The following is a 23,219-nucleotide window of genomic DNA, read 5'->3' as shown; positions in this document are numbered from 1 at the left end:
GCAGAAGAACTCTGCGCTGGGCTACCAGGACTCGAACCTAGACTAACGGAACCAGAAACCGTCGTGCTGCCAATTACACCATAGCCCACCAAAACTCAACCCCCGATATGGGGGTTTTGTTTGGGTTTTGCGCCTTCCGGCCAGACCTTGCGGTCTCTGGGGTGGCGCAGGAAGAACATTACCCGATGCGGGACGGCGCTCCAAAACGAGTATCACCGCGCAGCAGAGCGGGAAGGCGGTCCAGATCGGTGATGGTCACGAGCTCGGGGCGGCCGCCGAGCCGCCCCCGGTCGAGCCAGACTCCGGCCAGTCCGGCGGCGATGGCGCCGCCGGCGTCGATGTCCGGTTCGTTCCCCACGTAGGCGACCTCGGAGGGGTCGAGTTCCAGGGCGTCGCAGGCCGCGTGGAAGGCGGCGGCGTCGGGCTTGGAGACGCCCAGCTCGGCGGCGCACAGGACGGTCTCGAAGTAGTCCCGTACGCCGAGGGTGCGGAGCTTGCGGTCCTGGTTGTGGATGCTCGAATTGGACAGGACGGCCTGGCGGTAGTCGGGGGCCAGTGAGTCCAGTGCGGCGAGAGCGTCGGGGAAGAGCTTCCAGGCGGACTCGTAGTGCGCGACGTAGCGGTCGAACCAGGCGTCGGCGTCGGCGTCGCCGAGCGCCTGCGTACCGAGGAACTGCCGGACGCGGTCGCGGCGCTGTCCTTGGAAGGTGGTCTCGCCGTCGGCGAACCGCAGCCACTGGATGTCGGTGATCTCGCGCCACTGCGCGAGGGCGCGCTCCGCGGTGCCGAAGCGGCCGGCGAGCCCTTCGGCCACGAGATGCAGCCGCATACCGGCGCGGTCGGCGCTGGTGTAGTCGAAGAGGGTGTCGTCGATGTCCCAGACGACGGCGCGGATCGGCATACCCCGAAGGTACCGGCGCCGGCTCGGTCGGCGAAGGGGTGGCGCCCCTGTCGGTCACCACCCCTTGTGCCGTACGCGCGCAGTCGCTACGCCCCGAGCTTCGCCAGCGCCGCGTCGATGCGGCGCAGTGTGCGGTCCTTGCCCAGGATCTCCAGGGACTCGAACAGCGGCAGGCCCACCGTGCGGCCCGTGACCGCCACGCGGACCGGGGCCTGGGCCTTGCCGAGCTTGAGGCCGTGCTCCTCGCCGGCCGCGAGGACCGCGTTCTTCAGGGAATCGGCGCTCGACCAGTCCGCGTCCGCCAGCTTCGCGCGGGCCGTGGTGAGCAGCGCCGTCGGCTCGCCCTTCATCGCCTTCGCCCAGGACGCCTCGTCCTCGATCGGCTCGTCGAGGAACAGGAAGTCCACGTTGGCCGTGATGTCGGAGAGCACCGTCACGCGGGTCTGCGCGTACGGGGCGATCGCCTCGAAGGCCGCCTGGTCGAAGTCCTCCGGCGCCCAGTTGGCGTACGGGGCCCGCAGCCAGGGCGCGCAGGCCTCCATGAAGGTCTTCACGTCGAGCTGCCGGATGTGGTCGGCGTTGATCGCCTCGGCCTTCTTCAGGTCGAAGCGCGCCGGGTTGGCGTTGACGTCGGTGATCTCGAAGGCGCCGACCATCTCCTCGCGGGAGAAGACGTCCTGGTCGGCGGAGAACGACCAGCCCAGCAGGGAAAGGTAGTTGAGCAGCCCGTCGGGCAGGAAGCCGCGCTCGCGGTAGAGGTTGAGCGAGGCCTGCGGGTCGCGCTTGGAGAGCTTCTTGTTGCCCTCGCCCATCACATACGGCAGGTGCCCGAACTGCGGCACGAAGTGGGTGACGCCCAGCCCCATCAGCGCCTGGTAGAGCGCGATCTGACGGGGTGTGGAGGAGAGCAGGTCCTCACCGCGCAGGACGTGGGTGATCTCCATCAGCGCGTCGTCGACCGGGTTGACGAGGGTGTAGAGGGGCGCCCCGTTGGCGCGGACGATGCCGTAGTCGGGCACGTTCTCCGGTGTGAAGGTCAGCTCTCCGCGGACCAGGTCGGTGAAGGTGATCGGCTCGTCGGGCATCCGGAAGCGGACGATGGAGGTGCGGCCCTCCGCCTCGTACGCCGCCTTCTGCTCGGCGCTCAGGTCGCGGCAGTGGCCGTCGTACCCGGAGGGGCGGCCCGCGGCGCGCGCGGCGTCACGGCGGGCCTCCAGCTCCTCGGTGGTGCAGTAGCAGTGGTACGCGTGGCCGGCGGCGAGCAGCTTGTCGGCGACGTCCCGGTAGATGTCCATCCGCTGCGACTGGCGGTACGGCGCGTGGTTGCCGCCCACCTCGGGGCCCTCGTCCCAGTCGAGCCCGAGCCAGCGCAGCGAGTCGAGCAGCGCCTGGTACGACTCCTCGGAGTCGCGCGCGGCGTCGGTGTCCTCGATGCGCAGGACCAGGGTGCCGCCGTGGTGGCGGGCGAACGCCCAGTTGAAGAGGGCGGTGCGGACCAGGCCCACGTGGGGGTTGCCGGTCGGCGAGGGACAGAAACGTACGCGGACGGTCGCGTTAGCCACGCTTGATCACCTTGTTGGTGAGAGTGCCGATGCCTTCGATGGTGACGGCGACCTCGTCGCCGACGGTGAGGGGGCCTACCCCCGCAGGGGTGCCCGTGAGGATGACGTCGCCCGGGAGCAGCGTCATGGCCTCGGTGATGTGCACGACGAGGTCCTCGACGGAGCGGATCATGTCGCGGGTGCTGCCCAGCTGGCGCTGCTCGCCGTTGACGGTGCACTGGACGGCGAGGCCGTCACCGACAGCCGTCAGATCGATGGAGGTCTCCACCCAGGGGCCGAGCGGGCAGGAGGTGTCGAAACCCTTGGCGCGGGCCCACTGCTTCTCGCGCTGCTGGGTGTCGCGCGCGGTGATGTCGTTCGCGCAGGTGAACCCGAGGATCACGTCCTTGACGCGCTCGCGCGGGACCTCGCGGCACATGCGGCCGATGACGACGGCCAGTTCGGCCTCGTACTGGACGTCCGAGGAGAACGAGGGGTACTCGACGGCGTCACCGGAACCGATCACCGACGTGGTGGGCTTGAAGAAGGTGATCGGCGCCTCGGGCACCTCGTTGCCGAGCTCCGCCGCGTGCGCCGCGTAGTTGCGGCCCACGGCCACGACCTTGTTGGGCAGCACGGGCGGGAGCAGCCTGACCTTGCTCAGCGGGACCTTGGTGCCGGAGAGCTCGAAGTCGGCGTACGGAATGCCCTTGATGATGTCGAGGACGAGGCCGGCGGCCTTACCGCCGGTGCCGTCCTCCTCGACCGCGCCGAAGGCGACATTGCCGTCGATGGAGAATCTGGCGATGCGCACGGGTTGCTGTCGCCCCTCACTTTGCTGCTGGCTGACTTAACGGAGACTGACGTCCCAGGTTAGGCCCTGGCGCGGTGGGGGCGGCGGCCGACGCGGTGCGTGGCCGCCGTGGGGCGTGCCCTACTGTGCGACGGGGGCGTCGATCAGCGTCGTACGCCGCGGGTTGGCCGTGCGGAGCGGCAGGTCGACGGAGTGTTCCGGCTGGACGGGCGGGAGGAGTTCCCCGGCGTCGTCGAGGTTCGCCAGCGTCGTGCGACGGGGGTTGGCGGTGTTGCGGAAGAGCTTCGTCATCTTCATCGGTTGTTTCAGACCTTGTCGGGTACGGGTGCTCAGGAGCGCCGGTTGTCGAATGTGCCATCTCTGTAAAGCGTCAGGCTAAACACGTGATTCCCCGCGAAAGCCCGGAGGCAGCAGCGATCTCCATGTGAGTTTGCTCACGACCTGCCGGGCAATTCACCCATCAGGGACAGTGGTCGAGACCGGTGGAAACGGACATTGCGCTATCGAACCCACCATTCCGCTCCTGATCATCAGGACTGGGGCACCCCCCGCCCACACGGGACTCGTTCCGGGAAGTCCGTTTCCTCCCCGAACACCTTCTACCGATCGTCACGCGTCACTCACAACCTGTCACGCAGGTCACAGCCAGGTACGCGGCCCTTGTTGGAGATCCTGCTCTGTGCTGAAATTCCACGCACCGCCGCGGGTTCTTCAGGACGGCGCGTAAGGGCGCGACGCGGCGCCGAGTGGCATGCGGGGAAGGGGAGCATCGCCGGTCACTCAACGACCACCTTGGAGCGCACTCTGCGCTCCACGACGCCGACACCGTTCCGCCGTTCTGCGGGGGGACGCCTGGTCCAGAGGTTGCGACGCTAGTGCAGGGACGTTTCAAGAGGGATAGCAGCGCTGCGGCGGAGCAGGAGCCCCGCGGCGGAACCGACCGCGGCTCCTCGGCCCAGCACACCCAGAACCCGGGCCCGGGTTCGGCCGGCGAGGGTGCTGATCGGGGTGCCCAGCCCGGTGCGGCGCCCGGTGGCGATGCCACGGACACCACGCCCAGGCCGGCGTCGACGGACGCGGGTTCGCGAATAGCGCTGCGCAACTGGCGGATCAGCACCCGTCTGGTGGCACTGCTCACCCTGCCGGTGGTCGCGGCCACCACGCTGGGCGGACTCCGTATCAACGAGTCCATGAACGACATGGAGCAGCTGGAGCACATGCAGCTGCTGACCAAGATGACCAAGGAGGCGACCAGCCTCGCCGCCGCGCTCCAGGCGGAACGTGACGAGTCGGCAGGTCCGCTCACCAACGGCGCGAACCCCAGCGACTTCAAGGTCCAGGACCGTCGCACGAAGACGGACCGGGCCAAGAAGGCCTTCCTCGGCGCCACCGTGGACATCGGGAACACCGACGGCGACCAGGCGCTGGAGTCGATCCGCGCCAACGTCAGCCAGATCGCGACCCAGGTCAACAAGATCCAGGAAATCCGCAAGGACGCGTACGACACGGACACCACGCACTCCCTGACGGTCGACGCCTACAGCGGTCTCATCGACTCGCTGCTGAGCCTCTCTCAGGACATGGCGCAGGCCACCAGCAACCCGGACATGATCAAGCGGACCCGCGCCCTGGCGGCCTTCTCCTCCGCCAAGGAGTACGCGTCGATCCAGCGCGCGATCATCGCCTCCGCGCTCCCCGCCGACCCGAAGCAGAAGGGCGATCTCAACGAGAACGACCGGCTCTACGGTCTGGCTGCGGCCACCAAGGGCGACAACGCCCTCGCCTCCTTCGACGCCCTGTACGAGTCGATGGGCGGCAACGCCGAGGAGCTGACGGCGCCGCTCAGCGGCAAGGGCAACCCCGAGATCAACGCGGCCGACGAGTACGCGCAGCGGGTTCTCGGCATCGACGGCGGTCTGGAGGGGCGGCCGAACCGCTCGTACCTGGACTGGACCGACCAGGCGTCCGCCAAGATCAACGCGATGAACATCATCGAGCAGACGCTGCTCGGTGAGATGGAGAACAAGGCGCGCCAGCTGAAGGAGAAGTCCCAGCAGGACGCGCTCATCAACGGTGCGCTGATCCTCGTCGTCCTCGGCGTCTCGCTGGTCGGCGCCTTCGTCGTCGCCCGCTCCATGATCCGCTCGCTGCGGCGCCTCCAGGAGACGGCCACCAAGGTCGCCCAGGACCGGCTGCCCGAGCTGGTCAAGCAGCTCTCCGAGGCCGACCCGCAGGACGTGGACACCTCCGTCGAGTCGGTCGGTGTCCACTCCAGGGACGAGATCGGAAAGGTCGCCGCGGCCTTCGACGACGTGCACCGCGAGGCCGTCCGACTGGCCGCCGAGCAGGCGCTGCTGCGAGGCAACGTCAACGCGATGTTCACCAACCTCTCGCGCCGCAGCCAGGGCCTGATCCAGCGTCAGCTGTCGCTGATCTCCGAGCTCGAATCCCGTGAGGCCGACCCGGACCAGCTGTCCTCGCTCTTCAAGCTGGACCACCTCGCGACCCGTATGCGCCGTAACGGTGAGAACCTGCTGGTCCTCGCCGGTGAGGAGCCGGGCCGCCGCTGGACGCGCCCCGTCCCGCTGGTCGACGTGCTCCGTGCCGCGGCCTCCGAGGTGGAGCAGTACGAGCGGATCGAACTGGCCTCGGTGCCCACGACCGAGGTCGCCGGCCGCGTCGTCAACGACCTCGTGCACCTGCTCGCCGAGCTGCTGGAGAACGCGACATCGTTCTCCTCGCCGCAGACCAAGGTCCGCGTCACCGGTCACGCGCTGCCCGACGGGCGTGTGCTCGTCGAGATCCACGACACCGGTATCGGTCTGTCGCCGGAGGACCTGGCGGCGATCAACGAACGGCTCGCGTCGCCGCCCACCGTGGACGTCTCGGTCTCGCGCCGCATGGGTCTGTTCGTGGTCGGCCGGCTCTCCCTGCGTCACGGCATCAGGATCCAGCTGCGCCCCTCCGACTCCGGTGGCACCACCGCGCTTGTCATGCTGCCCGTCGATGTCGCCAACGGCGGCAAGAAGATGCCGCCGCGCCCCGGCGCCGGCGCGCAGAACGGTGCGGGCGGACAGTCGCCCGCCGGGCAGGGCGCCCTCGGTGGCGGCCAGCAGTCCGGCATCGCCGCCGGGCTCGCGGGCGGCGCGGCCGCCCGCGAGACGGGCGCGGCCGGAGGCGGACGTCTCGCCGGTCCGCCCTCGCGTGGCCAGGTCGGCGCCGGTACGGGGCCACGTGCCGCGCTGCCGGCCAGGAACGGGATGCAGACCGGTCTGCCCAGCAGGCCGCAGTCCGGTCCGCCGCAGGATCCGCAGCGTCAGGGTCCGGGGCAGGGGCCGGGACAGCCGAGCCTCTTCGGTACGAGCCCCCGCGAGCAGGGGGCGGGCCGTCAGGGCGCCCAGGCGGGCCCCGGCCAGCCTTCCGGTCAGGTGCCGCAGGCCGGTGGCCGGCTCGCCCGGCCCGGTCAGAGCCTCTCCAGCCCGAACGGACGTGGCGGCCCCGGCAACCGCGACCGCAACGCCTTCCCGCAGGGTGCGACGGGACCGGCCGGCGGACCGCCGCCGGTGGACCGCGGCCGTCAGCTGCCGCCGCCCGGCGGACCGCGCGCCGAGCTGCCCGGGGGCAACCCGCAGCCGCCGCAGCGCCCGCAGCGTCCCGGGACGAGTGCGACGACCACCTGGGGCACCGGGCAGCAGCCCGCGCCGCAGCGGTTCTCGCCGGACGCCCCGCGCGGCCACGAGGAGCCCGAGAACACCGGTCAGTTCGCGATGCCGCCGACGGGGCAGGGCCAAGGCCCCGGCGCCACCGCCGAGTTCGCGCGCCCCGACTTCGACGGTCCGAGGCCGGACCTGAACAGCGGCCCCGGTGGTATCGGCGGCGGCAACGGGTACGGCGACACGGGCTCCCACCCGATCCCCAACTCGGGCGACGTGAATGCCGGTTGGCAGGGCCAGGGCCAGAACCAGGGGTCCACCGAGCAGTTCCCCCGACCGGACTTCAACGCGCCCCGTCCCCCCCAGCCGACCGCCGGGCCCGGCTCCCCGAACCCCGATCTCTTCGGCCAGAACCCGCCGCCCGGACAAGGTCGTCCGGGCGCGGACCAGGGCCAGGGCCGTCCCGGCTTCGGCCAGAACGGCCCGAACGGCGCCGACTTCGGCGCACCGCGCCCGCCTGTCGGCGCGCTTCCCCAGCAGCCCCAGCCGGAGGCACTGCCCCCGGCCGGGCCGGGCGACGGCCGTACGCCGCTGTTCGACACGCTGGAGACGAACTGGTTCCACGGGCAGCAGAACGGCGGCTCCGGCCGCCCCGCGCAGCCCGAGGTGCCCGGCGTACCGGCGGCGCCCGAGCAGCAGGCGTTCCAGCCAGAGCCCTTCCAGCCCCAGTCCCCACAGGGGATGCCGGACCGGCCGGCCTCCCCTCCCCCGATGCCGCAACGGCAGCCGGCGAACGGCAACGCCAACGGCAACGGCGCCGTCACGTCCTCCTGGCGCACGTCACCCAATGACGAGCTGGTACGCCAGGCCGAGCGGGTCAAGAAGCCCGCCGCGGGCGGAATCACCACCTCAGGTCTGCCTCGGCGGGTCCCGCGTGCCAACCTGGTGCCGGGAACCGCTCAGGAGCAGAGCAACCAGACCGGTCCGCAGGTCTCGCGTTCGCCGGATGACGTACGCGGCCGGCTGACCAACCTTCGCCGGGGTATTCAGCAGGGTCGTCAGGCCGGCGGCCGAACCGCCGACAGCTCGACGACCGGCAGTTTCAACCTCGGCCCCTCTCACCAGCAGGAGCGTTAGTTGAGTCCGATGAGCCAGGCGGCGCAGAATCTGAACTGGTTGATCACCAACTTTGTGGACAACACCCCCGGGGTGTCCCACACAGTGGTCGTATCCGCCGACGGCCTGCTGCTGGCCATGTCCGAGGGTTTCCCGCGCGACCGTGCCGATCAACTCGCGGCCGTCGCGTCGGGTCTGACCTCGCTGACCGCGGGAGCCTCCCGAATCTTCGAAGGCGGGCCTGTTACCCAGACCGTCGTGGAGATGGACCGCGGATTCCTCTTCCTCATGTCCGTCTCCGACGGTTCCTCACTCGCGGTGCTCGCACACCCCGACTGCGACATCGGCCTCGTGGGCTACGAGATGGCCCTCCTGGTCGACCGGGCAGGCACGGTACTGACACCGGACCTGCGCGCCGAGCTCCAGGGGAGCCTGCTGCACTGAGGCTTCCAGGTACCGCCCACAGCGCCAACCACCGTCAGGCCGCCAAACCGGCCCCACCCCGGCCCAGTCAGACGGCACGCAGACATCTTGCTGTCACGCCCGGAGGATTCATGACCCCGCCACCCGCCTCTCACGATCCGTACGGCGCCTCAGTCGACGCGTCCTACGGACATGAGGGCGACCAGCCGTTGGTACGTCCGTACGCCATGACCGGCGGGCGGACGCGGCCGCGGTACCAGCTCGCCATCGAGGCACTGGTCAGTACGACGGCCGACCCGGCGCATCTCGCCGGGCTGCTCCCCGAGCATCAGAGGATCTGCCATCTCTGCCGCGAGGTGAAGTCCGTCGCCGAGGTGTCGGCACTGCTGTCCATGCCGCTCGGTGTGGCGCGCATCCTCGTGGCCGACCTGGCCGAGGCAGGCATGGTGGCCATCCACCAGCCGGGTAACGGAGAGGCCGGCGGCACGCCGGATGTGACACTGCTCGAAAGGGTGCTCAGTGGACTTCGCAAGCTCTAGCGGCGGAGCGGCGCGCTCGACCACCTCCGCGAAGATCGTGGTGGCGGGTGGATTCGGCGTGGGCAAGACCACGTTCGTCGGCGCCGTCTCGGAGATCAACCCGCTGCGTACCGAAGCCGTCATGACCAGCGCCTCCGCCGGCATCGACGACCTCACCCACACCGGAGACAAGACCACCACCACGGTGGCCATGGACTTCGGCCGTATCACCCTCGACCAGGACCTGATCCTGTATCTGTTCGGCACGCCCGGACAGGACCGTTTCTGGTTCATGTGGGACGACCTCGTACGCGGCGCCATCGGCGCCGTCGTCCTCGTCGACACCCGCCGTCTCGCCGACTGCTTCCCGGCCGTCGACTACTTCGAGAACTCGGGACTCCCGTTCGTCATCGCCCTCAACGGCTTCGACGGACACCAGCCCTACACCCCCGACGAAGTACGCGAAGCGCTCCAGATCGGCCCGGACGCCCCGATCATCACGACCGACGCCCGGCACCGCGCCGACGCCAAGAGCGGGCTGATCACCCTGGTCGAACACGCACTCATGGCTCGTCTCAAGTAGACGATTCCGTACGGCAGTTGCCGTACCGGCGACCGGTGTGGGCTGTGTCTTTTGACATAGCCCACACCGGTGTTCATAACGTTTCGAAAGAGAATTCACGCCGCTCGAACACCCGACGCGTTCGGCTGGTATCCCTGTGCTCACATCGCCCTCACCTTTTGGCGGCGCTCGTTCTTTATGCCCCTTTTATCTGAGGTATGGACCACTGGGAATGGCTGATTCCCACTGTTTGGAACGGGACCGCCTCACGTGCTGGAATTCGATGAACTCCCGAGTAGTGCGGACCGATACGAAAAACGGCACAACGTAGGTGCCGACGCCGAGAGGTTGTTGGTCGAGTGAGGCGTAGGAAGACGAGCTCCGCGGAGCAGGCGGCGCGGGGTAACTTCACCCCGCCGCGGCGTACAGCGGCGCCGCCTGCGGATGCGCCCGGGAAACCCCCGGTACCCGGCAGCACCAGCCGGATGTCCCCACGAAACTGGCGGGTTCCGACCCGACTGAACGCGATCCTCCTCATACCTGTGCTCGTCGGCCTCGTCATGGGCGGCTTCCAGGTCAAGGGCTCCATCGACACCTGGCAGGAGGCGCAGGACGCGGAGCGGACCGCGCTCGTCGTGCGGGCCGCGTCCGAGTACGGCCAGGCCCTGCTCAACGAGCGCGACCTCACCGCCCAGCCCCTGCTGACGAACAAGCGCGACGACGAGGTCGTCGTGGACGCCCGGGCCGCGACCGACGCCGCGAAGGCCACGTTCGACCGCGCCGTCGCGTCCATGCCCAAGGACCAGGGCCTGGAGCGCCGTCTGCGGCTCTTCCGCGCGGAAGAGCCCAAGCTGGAGACGATCCGCAAGACGGCGTACACGGCGGGCGTCGAGACGCCCGACAAGACCGGCCGCAACGGCGGTCCGGTGGCGACCGAAGAGGGTTACGTGCTGGTCCAGCACTCCCTCATGGAGTTCTCCAACGAGCTGGGTCTCGGCACCGGCAACATCACCAGCTACGGCCGTACGGTCTACGCCGTCCAGCTCGCCAAGGCCGCCACCTCGCTCCAGCGCTCCATCGGTCTGCACCTGCTGGTGCGGCCGAGCGAGAAGCCGGCGGTCAGGTCCGGCCAGTCGATCGCGTTCTCCTCGTACGCCTACCTGGAGCAGATCGCCATCGGCGAGTACGTCTCCGGCGGCACCGACGAGGACACGGCCAAGCTCCAGAAGGTCATGGCGGACAAGACCGCCGAGGGTGCGAAGAAGCTCGCGGCCGCGCGGCAGCAGGCCGCCGCCGCGGGCCAGAAGTTCATCGCCCCGCCGGCCCAGGAGGGCTCGGTGGTCGATGGCATGGTCGCCGCGATCGCCACCGGCGACACCCCCTCGCAGCTGGAGGAGCGCGGCGTCACGCCGACCGCGTGGATGGCCGCGACCACCGCCAAGTTCGACGGCTACACGATCATCGAGAAGGACCTGGTCGACAAGGCCGTCGGGGACGCCGCGCAGATCTCGGACAACGCCAGGAACGACGCGATCATCAACGGCGCGATCGTGGTGATCGCCCTGCTGGCCGCCTTCGTGCTGGCCGGCATGATGGCGCGGCAGATGAGCCGGGCCATGCGCCAGCTCCGTACGGCCGCCTTCGGCATCGCCGAGCAGCGGCTGCCGATGCTGGTCGACCAGCTCTCCCGTACCGAGCCCGGCCGCGTCGACACCCGCGTCCAGCCCATCCCGATCGACTCCAGGGACGAGATCGGCGAGGTCGCGCGGGCCTTCGACCAGGTGCACCGCGAGGCCGTCAGGCTCGCGGCCGAGCAGGCCATGCTCCGAGGCAACGTCAACGCGATCTTCACCAACCTCTCGCGGCGCAACCAGTCGTTGATCGAGGGGCAGTTGACCCTGATCACCGAGCTGGAGAACAACGAGGCCGAGCCGGAGCAGCTGGAGAACCTCTTCAAGCTGGACCACCTCGCGACCCGTATGCGCCGCAACGGCGAGAACCTGCTGGTCCTCGCCGGCGAGGAGCCGGGCCGCCGCTGGAACCAGCCGGTCCCGCTGGTCGACGTACTGCGCGCCGCGTCCTCCGAGGTGGAGTCGTACGAGCGCGTCGAGCTGTCCGGCGTGCCGGAGACCGACATCCACGGCCAGGCCGTGACGGACCTCGTGCACCTGCTGGCCGAGCTGCTGGAGAACGCCACCACGTTCTCCTCGCCGCAGACCAAGGTGCGGGTGACCGCGACCCGGCTGCCCGACGGCCGCGTGATGATCGAGATCCACGACAAGGGCATCGGCCTCACCGCCGAGGACTTCGCCGACATCAACCACAAGCTGGCCAACCCGCCCACCGTGGACGCCGCGGTCTCCCAGCGCATGGGTCTGTTCGTGGTCGGCCGGCTGGCCGACCGGCACGGCGTACGGGTGCAGTTGCGGCCCTCGGGCGAGCAGGCGGGCACCACGTCGCTGGTCATGCTCCCGGACGCGATCACCCACGGGGGCGGCGGCGAGCAGCCGGCGCCCGACGACTTCACGGTCTCCCAGATCATTCCGGAGCAGCAGACCGCGACGTTCGAGCCGGAGCCGGGGGCGTTGTCGGCGCCCATGCTGACGGCGGCCGAACTCGGCTTCGACGACTCCCGGTACGACGAGGGCGCCGGGGCCGGGGCGGCGAATCCGCGCAGTCTCGACCCGGTGAACCGTTCCCTCATGCGCGACGAGCGCCGCGCGGCGCTGGGCGGCGGCAACGTCGCCGCCCAGAACCTGCCCGGCGGCGAGCAGCCGCTCTACGGCGATCAGGTCGACGGGCAGTACCGCGAGGAGACCGACGGCCGCTACGCGCCGCAGGAGGCCGGGTACGACCAGAACGGCTACGCCTCCACAGGAGGCGCCGCCGACGGCGGAGGCGCCTACGAGGGCGCTGCGTACGACGCGTACGCCACCCCGGACGGCTACCAGACGGGCGGCGCGGACGGTTATCGGACGCCCGACGGATATCCGGCGCAGCAGGACCCGCTCGGCGGCTCCTATACGGAAGGGGCCTACGAGGCTCCGCGGCAGGACGGGGCGGGCTACGACAACCTCTTCGCCCCCCAGGCCGACCAGGGTGGCTGGAGCGACCAGAACGGCTACCAGGGCGGCTACCAGTCGGACCAGCGAGGCGAATCGGAATCCTCCGACGGCGCTGCGGCGGGCACCCAGGAGCACGTAGAATTCGAACGCCCGGGGCCCTCGCCGAGCACCAGCCACACACTGACGGGGGCGGGACTGCCGCGCCGTGGCAGCCCCTCGGGGCCTCCGAAGCCTCAGTCGTGGCAGCCCACCGGCGGGGACGACGGGCAGTCGAACGGTCACGCCGGCGGTCGGACCGATCTCTTCGGCGGGACCTCCCCGTCGGCCGCCGCACCGAAGAAGCCGGCTCAGGCTTTCCAGGTTCCCGACCAGCAGGCGGGGCCCGCCGAGACACAGCAGACGAACGAGACCGACGAGACGTACACACCGACAGCCCCGCCGCCGCAGAACGGACTGAGTGACGCGGACGCCACGGACGACTGGCGTTCGACGAACGACGACCGTTGGCAGCGGGCCGAGAAGCTCCGCGAGCCGAAGGCCGGCGGGATCACCCCGTCGGGACTCCCCCGGCGCGTTCCCAAGGCCAACCTGATCGAGGGAACCGCGGAGCAGACGCCGCAGAACGGCCCCCAGGTCTCGCGGGCGCCGGAGGATGTACGTGGCAGGCTGAGCAACCTGCGGCGCGGCGTCCAACGGGGCCGCAACGCGGGGGCGGGCAACGCGGGGGCGGGCAACGCGGGGGCGGGCAACGCGGGAACAACGGGGACGGATACGAACGGACCGGGTCGAGGCCCGGGCAGTACCTACAACCAGGAGCGTTAGTGTGAGCCCGATGAGCCAGGCGGCGCAGAATCTCAACTGGTTGATCACCAATTTCGTGGAGCACACCCCCGGGGTGTCCCACACCGTGGTGGTCTCCGCCGACGGACTCCTGCTTGCCATGTCCGAGGGCTTCCCGCGAGACCGCGCCGACCAACTCGCCGCCGTCGCCTCGGGCCTGACCTCACTGACCGCCGGGGCCTCCAGGATCTTCGAGGGCGGTGACGTCACCCAGACCGTGGTGGAGATGGACCGCGGGTTCCTCTTCCTCATGTCGATCTCCGACGGCTCCTCGCTGGCCGTCCTCGCGCACCCCGAGGCTGACATCGGCCTGGTGGGATACGAGATGGCTCTGCTCGTCGACCGGGCGGGAACGGTGCTGACGCCGGACCTGCGCGCCGAACTCCAGGGAAGTCTTCTCAACTAACAGACAGACAGTGCGTTTCGCGCCATCGCACCATAGGGTTCGGTGGCGCGGCTCCACAGAACAGAAACCGGCGACGGAGTCGGAGGAGGAAACGGTGGCAACACCCCCAGGCGGACATCCTTATGAGGGTGGCCGACAGGTCCCGGGTGAGCGTGCCCGGAACCACTTCAACTCCCCCTCCACGCCGGGCGGGAACGGCGATCAGGGCGGGCAGTGGGACGGCGGCGGGCAGCCGTATCATCCACAGCAGCAGTCGTACCAGCAGTCTCAACAGCCGTACGGGCAACAGCAGTCGTACGGTCAGGGGCAGCAACAGCCGTACGGGCAACAGCAACCGTACGGTCAGGGGCAACAACAGCCGTACGGACAGCAACCCTCGTACGGTCAGCAGACACCCCGGATCCAGCCGGTGCAGCCGAGGCAGCCGAGGCGCCAGCAGGAGCCGGAGCACGCCGCGCACAACCCGTTGGTGCGTCCGTACGCCATGACCGGCGGCCGGACGCGGCCGCGGTACCAGCTCGCCATCGAGGCACTGGTCAGCACGACGGCCGATCCGTCCAGGCTGCAAGGGCAGTTGCCCGAGCACCAGCGGATCTGCCGGCTCTGTTTCGAGATCAAATCGGTCGCCGAGATTTCGGCACTGCTCTCCATCCCCCTGGGCGTCGCCCGGATCCTCGTAGCCGACCTGGCGGAGGCCGGACTTGTCGCCATTCACCAACCCGGCGGCGACGAGACCGCCGGGGGCCAACCAGATGTGACACTGCTCGAAAGGGTGCTCAGTGGACTTCGCAAGCTCTAGCGGCGGTGCAGCCCGCTCAACCACCAGCGCGAAGATCGTGGTGGCGGGCGGATTCGGCGTGGGCAAGACCACGTTCGTCGGCGCCGTCTCGGAGATCAACCCGCTGCGTACCGAAGCCGTCATGACCAGCGCCTCCGCCGGCATCGACGACCTCACCCACACCGGAGACAAGACCACCACCACGGTGGCCATGGACTTCGGCCGTATCACCCTCGACCAGGACCTGATCCTGTATCTGTTCGGCACGCCCGGACAGGACCGTTTCTGGTTCATGTGGGACGACCTCGTACGCGGCGCCATCGGCGCCGTCGTCCTCGTCGACACCCGCCGTCTCGCCGACTGCTTCCCGGCCGTCGACTACTTCGAGAACTCGGGACTCCCGTTCGTCATCGCCCTCAACGGCTTCGACGGACACCAGCCCTACACCCCCGACGAAGTACGCGAAGCGCTCCAGATCGGCCCGGACACCCCGATCATCACGACCGACGCCCGGCACCGCGCCGACGCCAAGAGCGGACTCATCACCCTCGTAGAACACGCACTCATGGCACGACTTCGCTGAACCGACTTCGCCGAACGACACCGGCGGAGGCCCCGCACTCCTCGGAGTGCGGGGCCTCCGCCGTTCGGGTCACCGCCGCGAGAGGCCCGTTCGCCGGGCGCCCGGCGCCGTGTGGCGCCCCGTCAGCGCGAGAGCCCCGCACGATGGTCCGTGCGGGGCTCTCGCGGCGTTGTACGGCCGCTGGAGGGCTTGGGATCAGCCTTGCCAGCTGTGCGGGGCCCGGAAGCCCGGCGTGCGCTCCAGACGGCGCCAGCCGGCCGTGGAGCGGCCGCGGTGGCCCGGGGCCGCGCCCGCGTCGGTGCGGCTCGCGGCGCGCGCCATCAGGACGGCGGTGATCGCGGCCAGCTCCTCGGGGCCGGCCTGGCCCCTCTCGACGCGGAGCAGGGAGTTGTCGGCGGAATCGTTCATCGTGCTCGTGTCTCCACGTTCTTTGGTAGAGGGGCCTTCGGCAGAGGAGCCTTGGCGGGCGGGCGGCGACGTGGGCGGCGCGGCGGCCGCCTCCGGCGGGCGCGGGCTCACTGCGGGGGGTTGCCGTGCTTGCGGGACGGCAGGTCGGCGTGCTTCGTACGGAGCATCGTGAGGGCCGAGACGAGGACCTCGCGAGTCTCGGCCGGGTCGATGACGTCGTCGACCAGACCGCGCTCCGCGGCGTAGTACGGGTGCATCAGTTCGGCCTTGTACTCCTTCACCATGCGTACGCGCATGGCCTCGGGGTCCTCGGCCTCGGCGATCTGCTTGCGGAAGATGACGTTTGCGGCGCCTTCCGCGCCCATCACCGCGATCTCGTTGGTGGGCCAGGCGAAGGTGAGGTCGGCGCCGATGGACTGCGAATCCATGACGATGTAAGCACCCCCGTACGCCTTGCGCAGGATGAGCGAGATCCGCGGGACGGTGGCGTTGCAGTACGCGTAGAGCAACTTCGCCCCGTGCCGGATGATGCCGCCGTGCTCCTGGTCGACGCCGGGCAGGAAGCCGGGTACGTCCAGCAGGGTCACGATCGGGATGTTGAAGGCGTCGCACATCTGCACGAAGCGCGCGGCCTTCTCGGACGCCTCGATGTCCAGGACGCCCGCGAGGGACTGCGGCTGGTTGGCGACGATGCCGACGACCTGACCGTTCATCCGGGACAGCGCGCAGATGATGTTGGTGGCCCAGCGCTCGTGGATCTCCAGGAAGTCGCCGTCGTCGACGAGCTCCTCGATGACCTTGCGCATGTCGTACGGGCGGTTGCCGTCGGCCGGGACCAGGTCGAGCAGGACCTCGGAGCGGCGGTCGGCCGGGTCCTCGGACTCGGTGACCGGCGGGTTCTCGCGGTTGTTGGAGGGGAGCATCGCCAGCAGGTAGCGGACCTCGGCGATGCACGTCTCCTCGTCGTCGTACGCGAAGTGCGCGACGCCCGAGGTCTCGGCGTGCACGTCCGCGCCGCCGAGCCCGTTCTGGGTGATCTCCTCGCCCGTGACCGCCTTGACGACGTCGGGTCCGGTGATGAACATCTGCGACGTCTCACGGACCATGAAGACGAAGTCCGTGAGGGCGGGGCTGTAGGCGGCGCCGCCGGCGCACGGGCCGAGCATCACGCTGATCTGCGGGATGACACCCGAGGCCCTGGTGTTGCGCTGGAAGATGCCGCCGTAACCGGCGAGCGCGGAGACGCCCTCCTGAATACGGGCGCCCGCGCCGTCGTTCAGCGAGACCAGCGGGGCACCGGCCGAGATGGCCATGTCCATGATCTTGTGAATCTTGGTGGCGTGGGCCTCACCCAGGGCGCCGCCGAAGATGCGGAAGTCGTGCGCGTACACGAAGACCGTGCGGCCCTCGACGGTCCCCCAGCCGGTGATCACCCCGTCCGTGTACGGCTTCTTGGCCTCCAGGCCGAAGCCGGTGGCCCGGTGCCGGCGCAGCTGCTCGACTTCCCGGAACGAGCCCTCGTCCAGCAGCAGTGCGATCCGCTCACGAGCGGTCAGCTTGCCCTTGGCGTGCTGTGCCTCGGTCGCGCGGTCGCTCGGCCCGTTCAGCGCCTGCCCCCGCAGCGAGTGCAATTCGGCCACGCGCCCACGGGCGTCGACTGGCTCACTCGGCGTCTGGTCCACAACGGTCATGTACTGACCCTACGAACATCGGACGGAAAAGCCGCCGTCGACTCCGCACAGTCTCCTGCCCAGATTCCTGGTGGGGCTGGACAGAACCGGGGTGAGAGGGGGTCGAGTCGACAGCCCCGAGCACCTAGCACTTGTGAGTTTCCTCCAGATGTCAGCGGGAAGTCGGCCCACGGCCGACCAGGGGTCACATGTCGGTCGCCGCGCGGTGGGCGTCAGGTTGTGAAGACTCACAAACGATTGAGAGCGCTCTCAGTCGTATCTCTTGACGCGTCCCGGACACGTGGCGAGAGTGGGGCGCAGACGCACGGCGCGCCCCCCACGTACCGCGCCGGACCGCGTTCCCCCCACGTTTCAGGAGAACATCCGTGATATCCCGCAGACTGTTTCTGACCGGCACGGCCGCAGCGGCCACGGCGCTCACCTACCCCGTCTGGGGAAGCGCTCTCAGCCCCCGCGCCTCGGCCGCCGCCGACACCTGTGAACTCGCCCTGGTGAACAAGTCGTTGCCCGGCTCGGTCAACGCGTACGTCACCGGCCACGAGCAGGGCACCGACCGCTGGGTGCTGCTCCGCGCCGACGGCAGCGTGTACAAGCCGGAGTCGCCCGCCGAGGCCAACACCCCGCTCCCGGTCGACTGCGCCATCCCGCTGGGCGCCGCGGGCGGCGCCGCCGTCACACTGACGCTGCCTCAGATGTTCGGCGCCCGCGTCTACTTCGTACGCGACGACACGCTGGACTTCTTCCTGAACCCGGGCCCGTCCCTGGTCGAGCCGGCGTTCGCGAGCGAGGACGACCCCAACTACGGCCGCACCTGGTCGTTCGCCGAGTTCACCTTCAACCCGCAGCAGCTGTACTCGAACATCAGCTACGTCGACCTGGTGACCGCGCTGCCCATCGGGATCACCCTGGAGGGCGACGCCACGCACGAGGTCGCCCCGCTGCCCGAGGGCGCCCTCCAGGAGATCGCCGATGGCCTGACCGCGCAGGCGGCCGCCGACGGGCAGCCGTGGGACAAGCTGATCACGCGCGGCGCGGACGGTCAGGTCCTGCGGGTGATCGCGCCGCAGAACGCGATGGCGCCGTACTTCGACAGGCCCGACGAGATGCCCTTCAGGGACGTCTTCGACGGCTACATCGACCAGGTGTGGCAGAAGTACGCCGCCGAGGACCTCAAGATCGACCTCCAGGGCGGCCGCGGCGTGCTGGCCGGCCGGGTCAGCGGCGACACCCTCACCTTCGCCGGGGGCCACACCTTCTCCAAGCCGTCGTCGAAGGACGTCTTCACCTGCAACCACGGCCCCTTCACCAACAACCCGGACGACTCGGACGACAAGAAGGCTCTCCTCGCCCGGCTGGCGGCCGGATTCAACCGCTCGACCCTGCTCACCCACCCGGACCAGCCGAACGGGGCCACGGCGGCGGACTACTACCAGGACCCGTCCACCAACCACTGGGCGCGGGTGCTGCACGCCAACACTCCGATCGGTTACGCGTTCCCGTACGACGACGTACGGCCGGACGGTGAGCCCGACGTCTCCGGCGCGGCACACGACGGCAACCCGGTGCGCTTCACGGTGTCGGTCGGTTCCTGAGGTACTCCGACACCGGGTATGACGGTGCCCCGTCGCCTCTCCTCCTACGGAGGGGGCGGCGGGGCACCGTCATGGGCACATCGGTCCGCGCCAGCCGATCGACGGAAGATGTTGAAATTTGAACGAGGTAGGTCTATGCTGTGGCGAAGTACTTGAATACTAAACAAACACCCCCCGGGAGAAACCCCATGTCTCTGTTCAACCGCAAGTCCGAGACCGACGCCGCCACCGCCCCGGTCAACCCCGACCTGGCCCACCTCACCGGCGACTACACCATCGACCCGTCGCACAGCAGCATCGGCTTCACCGTGCGTCACGCGATGGTCACCAACGTCCGCGGCACCTTCAGCAAGCACGAGGGCACGCTGAGCCTGGACGGCTCGAAGCCGGAGAACTCCTCCGCGTCGATCGACGTGGAGATCGAGAGCATCGACACCGGTGCGCCCGACCGTGACGGTCACCTGCGCAGCGCGGACTTCTTCGACGCCGAGACCTTCCCCAAGATGACCTTCCGCTCGACGGGCGCCGAGCAGGCGGGCGGCGACGACTATCGCATCACCGGTGAGCTCACCATCAAGGACGTCACCAAGCCGCTCACCATCGACCTGGAGTTCAACGGCAAGGCCACGGACCCGTACGGCAACGAGCGCGTCGGCTTCGAGGGCAGCGCCACGATCTCCCGCTCGGACTGGGGCCTGACCTGGAACGCGGCGCTGGAGTCCGGCGGCGTGGTCGTCAGCGACAAGGTGAAGCTGGTCTTCGACATCTCCGCGATCAAGAACCAGCCGCAGGCCGCCTGACCCGCACCGGAGCGCGGGCGGCGGAGCCGGCCGGGGACAGCGTCAGAAGCCACCGCCACCCCCGTCGAATCCGCCGCCGCCTCCGAAGTCCCCTCCCCCGCCGAAACCGCCTCCGTCGAATCCGCCGCCCGAGCCGAAGTCACCGCCCGAGCCGCCGTCGTAGCCGGTGTAGTCGCCGCCTCCGTAGTCCGCGGCGTAGGCGGGGGTGGCCAGGATCGAACCGAGCATGGTGCCCACCAGCAGACCGGGGAGCAGTCCGCCGCCGAAGTAGCCGCCCGCCCAGGGGCCGTAGGCAGGCCCGGCGTCGTAGTACGGGCGCGGGCCCTGCTCGGTCTGCACCATCCGTGTCATCGGGTCGTCGCCGTGCTCCAGGCGCTCCGCGTCGGCCGCGCAGACGGGAATCGGACGGACGGTGCCGCCGGGCGGCGGTGACCAGTCCATGTCCTTCACCGACGGGCCGTGCCGGGGGTCGAAGAAGCAAGGGGAACGGCGTTCCGGAAGCGGTGTGCCCTCCCGCCGCGCGGCGAGCGAGGCGAGCGAGAAACGGCCGTCCGCCAGGGCCTCGGTCACCGGGCGCACATCCTCGGGGCGCTCGGCGGAGTCCATGAGGGACTTCGCCTTCTCGTAGGCGTCCAGGGCCTGCTCGTAGTCCGTGCGCATCGCGTCGTCGGCGCCCTTCTCGCCCGGGTGGAAGTCGAGACGGTCGAGTTCCTCGCCGAAGGCGGTGATGTCCTCGTCCACGACGACCCGGAGCTTCTCAAGGGCCTGCTTGACGCGCGCCTCCTCACGGAGGCGGTTACGCCGCAGCAGCGCGTAGATACCGCCGCCGCCCAGTACGACGACGCCACCGAGCGTGATCAGCCCTGCCGCGACGCCGCCGCCGTCGTCGGAGGAGGTGTCCCAGCCGTCCGGGGCCTGGCCGCGCGACTGGACGAGTGCCTGGTCCACGAAGTTGTTGAGCTCCGTCGACGCCGAGACGGGTCCTGTGCCCCTCGCGCCGTCGGCGATCGAACGGACGGCGTTCGGCGGCAGGACACGGGCGTCCGCGGCGGCGTCGAACGTGTCGCCGAGGCGTACGGCGTACACACCGGACAGACCGGTCTCGGTGCGGAGCCTGTTCAGGAGCGTGTTGTCCGGGTTGAAGTCCGCGGACTGTGGCAGGACGGCGACGAAGACAGGCTTGTCGGCGTCCTTGATCTTCTTCGTCAGCGCGTCGGCGTCCGACCGGGAGAGCTGGTCGGAGGCGCGCGGGTCGACATAGACCGGGCCCTCCTTGAAGGCCGCGGCCACGGCATCGGGGCCGGTGGCTGCCTGCGCGCCCGGCGCCGCGACGACGGCGGCGCCCGTGAAGGCCAGCAGCAACCCGGACAGAGTGGTGAAGAGCCTCGTCCTCATGTATTCGACGGTACCGGAGGGTGGAAGATCCGGTACGGGTGAAATATGACGGAACAAGAACGGCGGGCGCGACAGGGACGGCGGGGCTCGACGAGGACAGCGGGGACAGCGGGACGGCGGGGCACGACGAGCGACGCACCCGGGCGGGGAGGCCCGGGTGCGTCACTCATGGGGGTACGGGGGTTCTGAGAGGGCGCGGCGTGCCGCGCCCCCGGCCTCCGTGCGGCTGCTCGCCTACTTCTGCTCGACCCGCACCCAGTCGATCTCCGCCTTCACACCGCCCTGCGCGACCTTGTCGACGCTGGACTGGGGCAGGCCCCAGTAGGGCGTGGTGACCTGGTTGTGCCCGGCGGGGTAGGCACCGCCCAGCGCCAGGTTGAGGATCACGTACTGGTTGTGGTCGAAGACCCACTCGCCGCGGGTCGACTCCAGCTTCTGCCGCGACGTCGTCTGCACCACCCGGTCGTCGACGGTGAAGATCATCCCCTCCGGCGTCCACTCGACGGCGTAGGTGTGCCACTGGTCGACCCTGCCGCCGTTCGGGAAGGTCTGCGACTTGCCGATGTTGCCGGCGGCCGAGTAGCCGGGTCCGTGCAGCGCGGTGCTCGTCCAGTCCGCGTAGCCGATGTTCTCCATGATGTCCGTCTCGCCCGAGCCCGGCCAGGACACCGACGGGTCGTCGACGTCGCTGCCCAGCAGCCAGAACGCCGGCCAGAAGCCGTCGCCGACGGGGAGCCTCATCCGGGCGCTGACCTTGCCGTACGTGAAGTCGAACTTGGTGTTGGTGTCGACGCGGCCGGAGGTGAAGTCGTACGTGCCGCCGCCCGGCACCGTGGTGCAGCCCTTGCAGTACTTGGACTCCAGGACGAGCGCCCCGTTCTGGGTCTTGATGTTGTCCGGCGAGTCCACGTACGCCTGCGACTCGCCGTTGACGGAGCCCATCTCCTGGCCGGTGCGGACCACGCGCCACTTGTTGCGGTCGAGGCCGGAGCCGGTGAAGTCGTCGAAGAAGGTCTGGCGGTAGGCGCCGCCCGGGTTCTGCGGCAGTGCGGGGTACGCCGCCGCCGCGCTGCCGCCGGTGCCCCAGACCTGGAACTCGTACAGCGAGTACCCGAACTGCGCCGTCGACGGGGCGGGGTTGTAGAAGGAGCGGCGCTCCTTGCCCAGCATCCGCACGTAGCGGCCGGTCGCCGGGGTCGGCAGGTTGATCGTGTCGTGCCGGCCGACCGCGTCACCGGGTGACGTGATGTTGGCCCGGCGCTCGGCGATCTGCGCAGCCGAGGGCTGGTACACGGTGCGCCAGGTGCGGTTGTCGTCGGAGACCTGGAGGTCGAAGTTGACCGCGTAGGCCGCCTCCCAGTACAGGTCCACGGAGTTGATCGTGGAGCGGGCGCCGAGGTCCACGCCGACCCAGCGGTTCTGGTTCCAGTCGCTGGACCAGCGGGACTGGTCGGCCTTGAGGTCGGCCGGCCAGCCGCCGTCGGTGACGAAAGCCGGTGAGTTGCCCGCGTGCTGGTAGAGCTCGCCGTACGCGGGGTGGTTCAGCGCCAGATTGCTGCGCGTCGTGGAGGCGGGAGCGGGTTCGCCGCCGAAGACCTGGAAGGAGAAGAGGGAGTAGCCCCAGGCGGTGGCGCGCTCGATGCCGCGCATCCGGACGTAGCGTCCGGTGGCCTCCTGCGGGTACGTGTGCGCGGTGACGGTGCCGCCGGTGCCCTCGTTCTCGGTGTAGAAGTCGGTCCAGTCGGTGCCGTTCCGGGAGATCTCCAGGACGTAACTCTTCCCGAAGGCGGCCTCCCATTCGAGCTTGACCTGGCTGACGCGGATGACGCTGCCGAGGTCGACCTGGATCCAGGCGTTGTCGGCGAAGTTGCTCGCCCACCGGGTGGTGGGGTTGTTGTCGAAGGCCGCGGTGGCGGGGGTACCGGCGTTCTCGGCGCCGGAGGTGGTGACCGCCGCCGGTCTGGCCGCGACGGCCTCCGCCGCGCGGTCGGTGTTCCACGCCGCGGCGGCCTTGACGGCGGGCGGCTGCGGCGGCGCGGCGACGGCGAGGGGCGCCGCCAGCGCGAGCAGGGCGAGGGTGGTCGTCGCGAGTAAGGACGTACGTGGGGGCATCGTTGACTCCGTTGGCGATAC

The 23,219-nt window shown here is 69.7% G+C and carries 18 protein-coding genes and 1 tRNA gene; 10 read left to right on the top strand and 9 right to left on the bottom strand.

Annotation, left to right across the window (positions count from 1 at the left end):
- Positions 1 to 16: 16 nt before the first annotated feature.
- The 5 genes from ACIBBB_RS21510 to ACIBBB_RS21490 form a co-directional block, all read right to left on the bottom strand.
- Positions 17 to 88, bottom strand: a tRNA-Gln gene (locus ACIBBB_RS21510).
- 90 nt (positions 89 to 178) lie between these two features.
- The gene (locus ACIBBB_RS21505; RefSeq protein ID WP_398984268.1) at positions 179 to 901 is read right to left on the bottom strand and encodes an HAD family hydrolase; all 723 of its coding nucleotides are present in this window, start codon (positions 899 to 901) and stop codon (positions 179 to 181) included.
- An 86-nt stretch (positions 902 to 987) separates the two neighbouring features.
- Complete coding sequence (gene gltX / locus ACIBBB_RS21500) at positions 988 to 2,463, bottom strand: glutamate--tRNA ligase (protein ID WP_398984266.1); 1,476 nt, start codon at positions 2,461 to 2,463, stop codon at positions 988 to 990.
- Positions 2,456 to 3,256: a fumarylacetoacetate hydrolase family protein gene (locus ACIBBB_RS21495; protein ID WP_398984264.1), complete on the bottom strand. Its 801-nt coding sequence runs from the start codon at positions 3,254 to 3,256 to the stop codon at positions 2,456 to 2,458. The genes gltX and ACIBBB_RS21495 overlap by 8 nt, the downstream gene beginning before the upstream one ends.
- A gap of 120 nt (positions 3,257 to 3,376) precedes the next feature.
- Positions 3,377 to 3,553 carry a hypothetical protein gene (locus ACIBBB_RS21490; protein ID WP_398984262.1) on the bottom strand — a complete coding sequence of 59 codons (177 nt, stop codon included), beginning with the start codon at positions 3,551 to 3,553 and terminating at the stop codon, positions 3,377 to 3,379.
- A gap of 578 nt (positions 3,554 to 4,131) precedes the next feature.
- Here ACIBBB_RS21490 and ACIBBB_RS21485 point away from each other — a divergent pair.
- From ACIBBB_RS21485 to ACIBBB_RS21450, 8 genes are all read left to right on the top strand, one after another.
- Entirely contained in the window at positions 4,132 to 8,046 is a 3,915-nt protein-coding gene (locus ACIBBB_RS21485; protein ID WP_398984260.1) for a nitrate- and nitrite sensing domain-containing protein, read from the top strand.
- 9 nt (positions 8,047 to 8,055) lie between these two features.
- Positions 8,056 to 8,469: a roadblock/LC7 domain-containing protein gene (locus ACIBBB_RS21480; protein ID WP_023538416.1), complete on the top strand. Its 414-nt coding sequence runs from the start codon at positions 8,056 to 8,058 to the stop codon at positions 8,467 to 8,469.
- Between the two features lie 110 nt (positions 8,470 to 8,579).
- Entirely contained in the window at positions 8,580 to 8,987 is a 408-nt protein-coding gene (locus ACIBBB_RS21475; protein ID WP_189105262.1) for a DUF742 domain-containing protein, read from the top strand.
- Positions 8,968 to 9,549, top strand: coding sequence for an ATP/GTP-binding protein (locus ACIBBB_RS21470; protein ID WP_031229387.1), 582 nt, complete (start codon positions 8,968 to 8,970; stop codon positions 9,547 to 9,549). Before ACIBBB_RS21475 ends, ACIBBB_RS21470 begins: the two co-directional genes overlap by 20 nt.
- A 338-nt stretch (positions 9,550 to 9,887) precedes the next feature.
- On the top strand, positions 9,888 to 13,415 hold the full coding sequence (locus ACIBBB_RS21465; RefSeq protein WP_398984258.1) for a nitrate- and nitrite sensing domain-containing protein: 3,528 nt from the start codon (positions 9,888 to 9,890) through the stop codon (positions 13,413 to 13,415).
- A gap of 10 nt (positions 13,416 to 13,425) precedes the next feature.
- Entirely contained in the window at positions 13,426 to 13,839 is a 414-nt protein-coding gene (locus ACIBBB_RS21460) for a roadblock/LC7 domain-containing protein (RefSeq protein WP_398984456.1), read from the top strand.
- Between the two features lie 94 nt (positions 13,840 to 13,933).
- Positions 13,934 to 14,638 (top strand): DUF742 domain-containing protein, encoded by a 705-nt coding sequence (locus ACIBBB_RS21455; protein ID WP_398984256.1) that lies wholly within the window; start codon positions 13,934 to 13,936, stop codon positions 14,636 to 14,638.
- Entirely contained in the window at positions 14,619 to 15,200 is a 582-nt protein-coding gene (locus ACIBBB_RS21450; protein ID WP_031229389.1) for an ATP/GTP-binding protein, read from the top strand. Before ACIBBB_RS21455 ends, ACIBBB_RS21450 begins: the two co-directional genes overlap by 20 nt.
- Before the next feature lie 195 nt (positions 15,201 to 15,395).
- Here ACIBBB_RS21450 and ACIBBB_RS21445 read toward each other — a convergent pair whose 3' ends face one another.
- Positions 15,396 to 15,608, bottom strand: coding sequence for an acyl-CoA carboxylase subunit epsilon (locus ACIBBB_RS21445; RefSeq protein ID WP_329381058.1), 213 nt, complete (start codon positions 15,606 to 15,608; stop codon positions 15,396 to 15,398).
- A 107-nt stretch (positions 15,609 to 15,715) separates the two neighbouring features.
- On the bottom strand, positions 15,716 to 17,299 hold the full coding sequence (locus ACIBBB_RS21440) for an acyl-CoA carboxylase subunit beta (protein ID WP_398984253.1): 1,584 nt from the start codon (positions 17,297 to 17,299) through the stop codon (positions 15,716 to 15,718).
- Positions 17,300 to 17,664: 365 nt separating this feature from the next.
- Here ACIBBB_RS21440 and ACIBBB_RS21435 point away from each other — a divergent pair, with 365 nt between their 5' ends.
- Together ACIBBB_RS21435 and ACIBBB_RS21430 are read left to right on the top strand one after the other, a co-directional pair.
- Entirely contained in the window at positions 17,665 to 18,891 is a 1,227-nt protein-coding gene (locus ACIBBB_RS21435; RefSeq protein WP_398984251.1) for a glycoside hydrolase family 64 protein, read from the top strand.
- Positions 18,892 to 19,079: 188 nt separating this feature from the next.
- A complete protein-coding gene (locus ACIBBB_RS21430; RefSeq protein ID WP_398984249.1) occupies positions 19,080 to 19,691 on the top strand; it encodes a YceI family protein in 612 nt (203 codons plus the stop codon).
- Between the two features lie 42 nt (positions 19,692 to 19,733).
- Here the strand turns inward: ACIBBB_RS21430 and ACIBBB_RS21425 are convergent, their stop codons facing one another.
- Complete coding sequence (locus ACIBBB_RS21425) at positions 19,734 to 21,086, bottom strand: hypothetical protein (protein WP_398984246.1); 1,353 nt, start codon at positions 21,084 to 21,086, stop codon at positions 19,734 to 19,736.
- 234 nt (positions 21,087 to 21,320) lie between these two features.
- The gene (locus ACIBBB_RS21420) at positions 21,321 to 23,198 is read right to left on the bottom strand and encodes a discoidin domain-containing protein (protein WP_398984244.1); all 1,878 of its coding nucleotides are present in this window, start codon (positions 23,196 to 23,198) and stop codon (positions 21,321 to 21,323) included.
- Positions 23,199 to 23,219: the final 21 nt, after the last annotated feature.

Origin of the sequence: Streptomyces sp. NPDC051217, assembly GCF_044455465.1 — a bacterium.
Taxonomy (GTDB): Bacteria; Actinomycetota; Actinomycetes; order Streptomycetales; family Streptomycetaceae; genus Streptomyces.
The sequence above is the reverse complement of the archived record's forward strand: the minus strand, read 5'-3'. Positions and strand labels throughout refer to the sequence as shown.

What these genes read in the sequence shown, in the direction of transcription:
- ACIBBB_RS21420 (WP_398984244.1), bottom strand. Translation starts at nt 23,198, where the DNA reads ATGCCCCCACGTACGTCCTTACTCGCGACGACCACCCTCGCCCTGCTC.
- ACIBBB_RS21430 (WP_398984249.1), top strand. Translation starts at nt 19,080, where the DNA reads ATGTCTCTGTTCAACCGCAAGTCCGAGACCGACGCCGCCACCGCCCCG.
- ACIBBB_RS21440 (WP_398984253.1), bottom strand. Translation starts at nt 17,299, where the DNA reads ATGACCGTTGTGGACCAGACGCCGAGTGAGCCAGTCGACGCCCGTGGG.
- ACIBBB_RS21480 (WP_023538416.1), top strand. Translation starts at nt 8,056, where the DNA reads ATGAGCCAGGCGGCGCAGAATCTGAACTGGTTGATCACCAACTTTGTG.
- ACIBBB_RS21460 (WP_398984456.1), top strand. Translation starts at nt 13,426, where the DNA reads ATGAGCCAGGCGGCGCAGAATCTCAACTGGTTGATCACCAATTTCGTG.
- ACIBBB_RS21445 (WP_329381058.1), bottom strand. Translation starts at nt 15,608, where the DNA reads ATGAACGATTCCGCCGACAACTCCCTGCTCCGCGTCGAGAGGGGCCAG.
- ACIBBB_RS21475 (WP_189105262.1), top strand. Translation starts at nt 8,580, where the DNA reads ATGACCCCGCCACCCGCCTCTCACGATCCGTACGGCGCCTCAGTCGAC.
- ACIBBB_RS21505 (WP_398984268.1), bottom strand. Translation starts at nt 901, where the DNA reads ATGCCGATCCGCGCCGTCGTCTGGGACATCGACGACACCCTCTTCGAC.
- ACIBBB_RS21490 (WP_398984262.1), bottom strand. Translation starts at nt 3,553, where the DNA reads ATGAAGATGACGAAGCTCTTCCGCAACACCGCCAACCCCCGTCGCACG.
- ACIBBB_RS21425 (WP_398984246.1), bottom strand. Translation starts at nt 21,086, where the DNA reads ATGAGGACGAGGCTCTTCACCACTCTGTCCGGGTTGCTGCTGGCCTTC.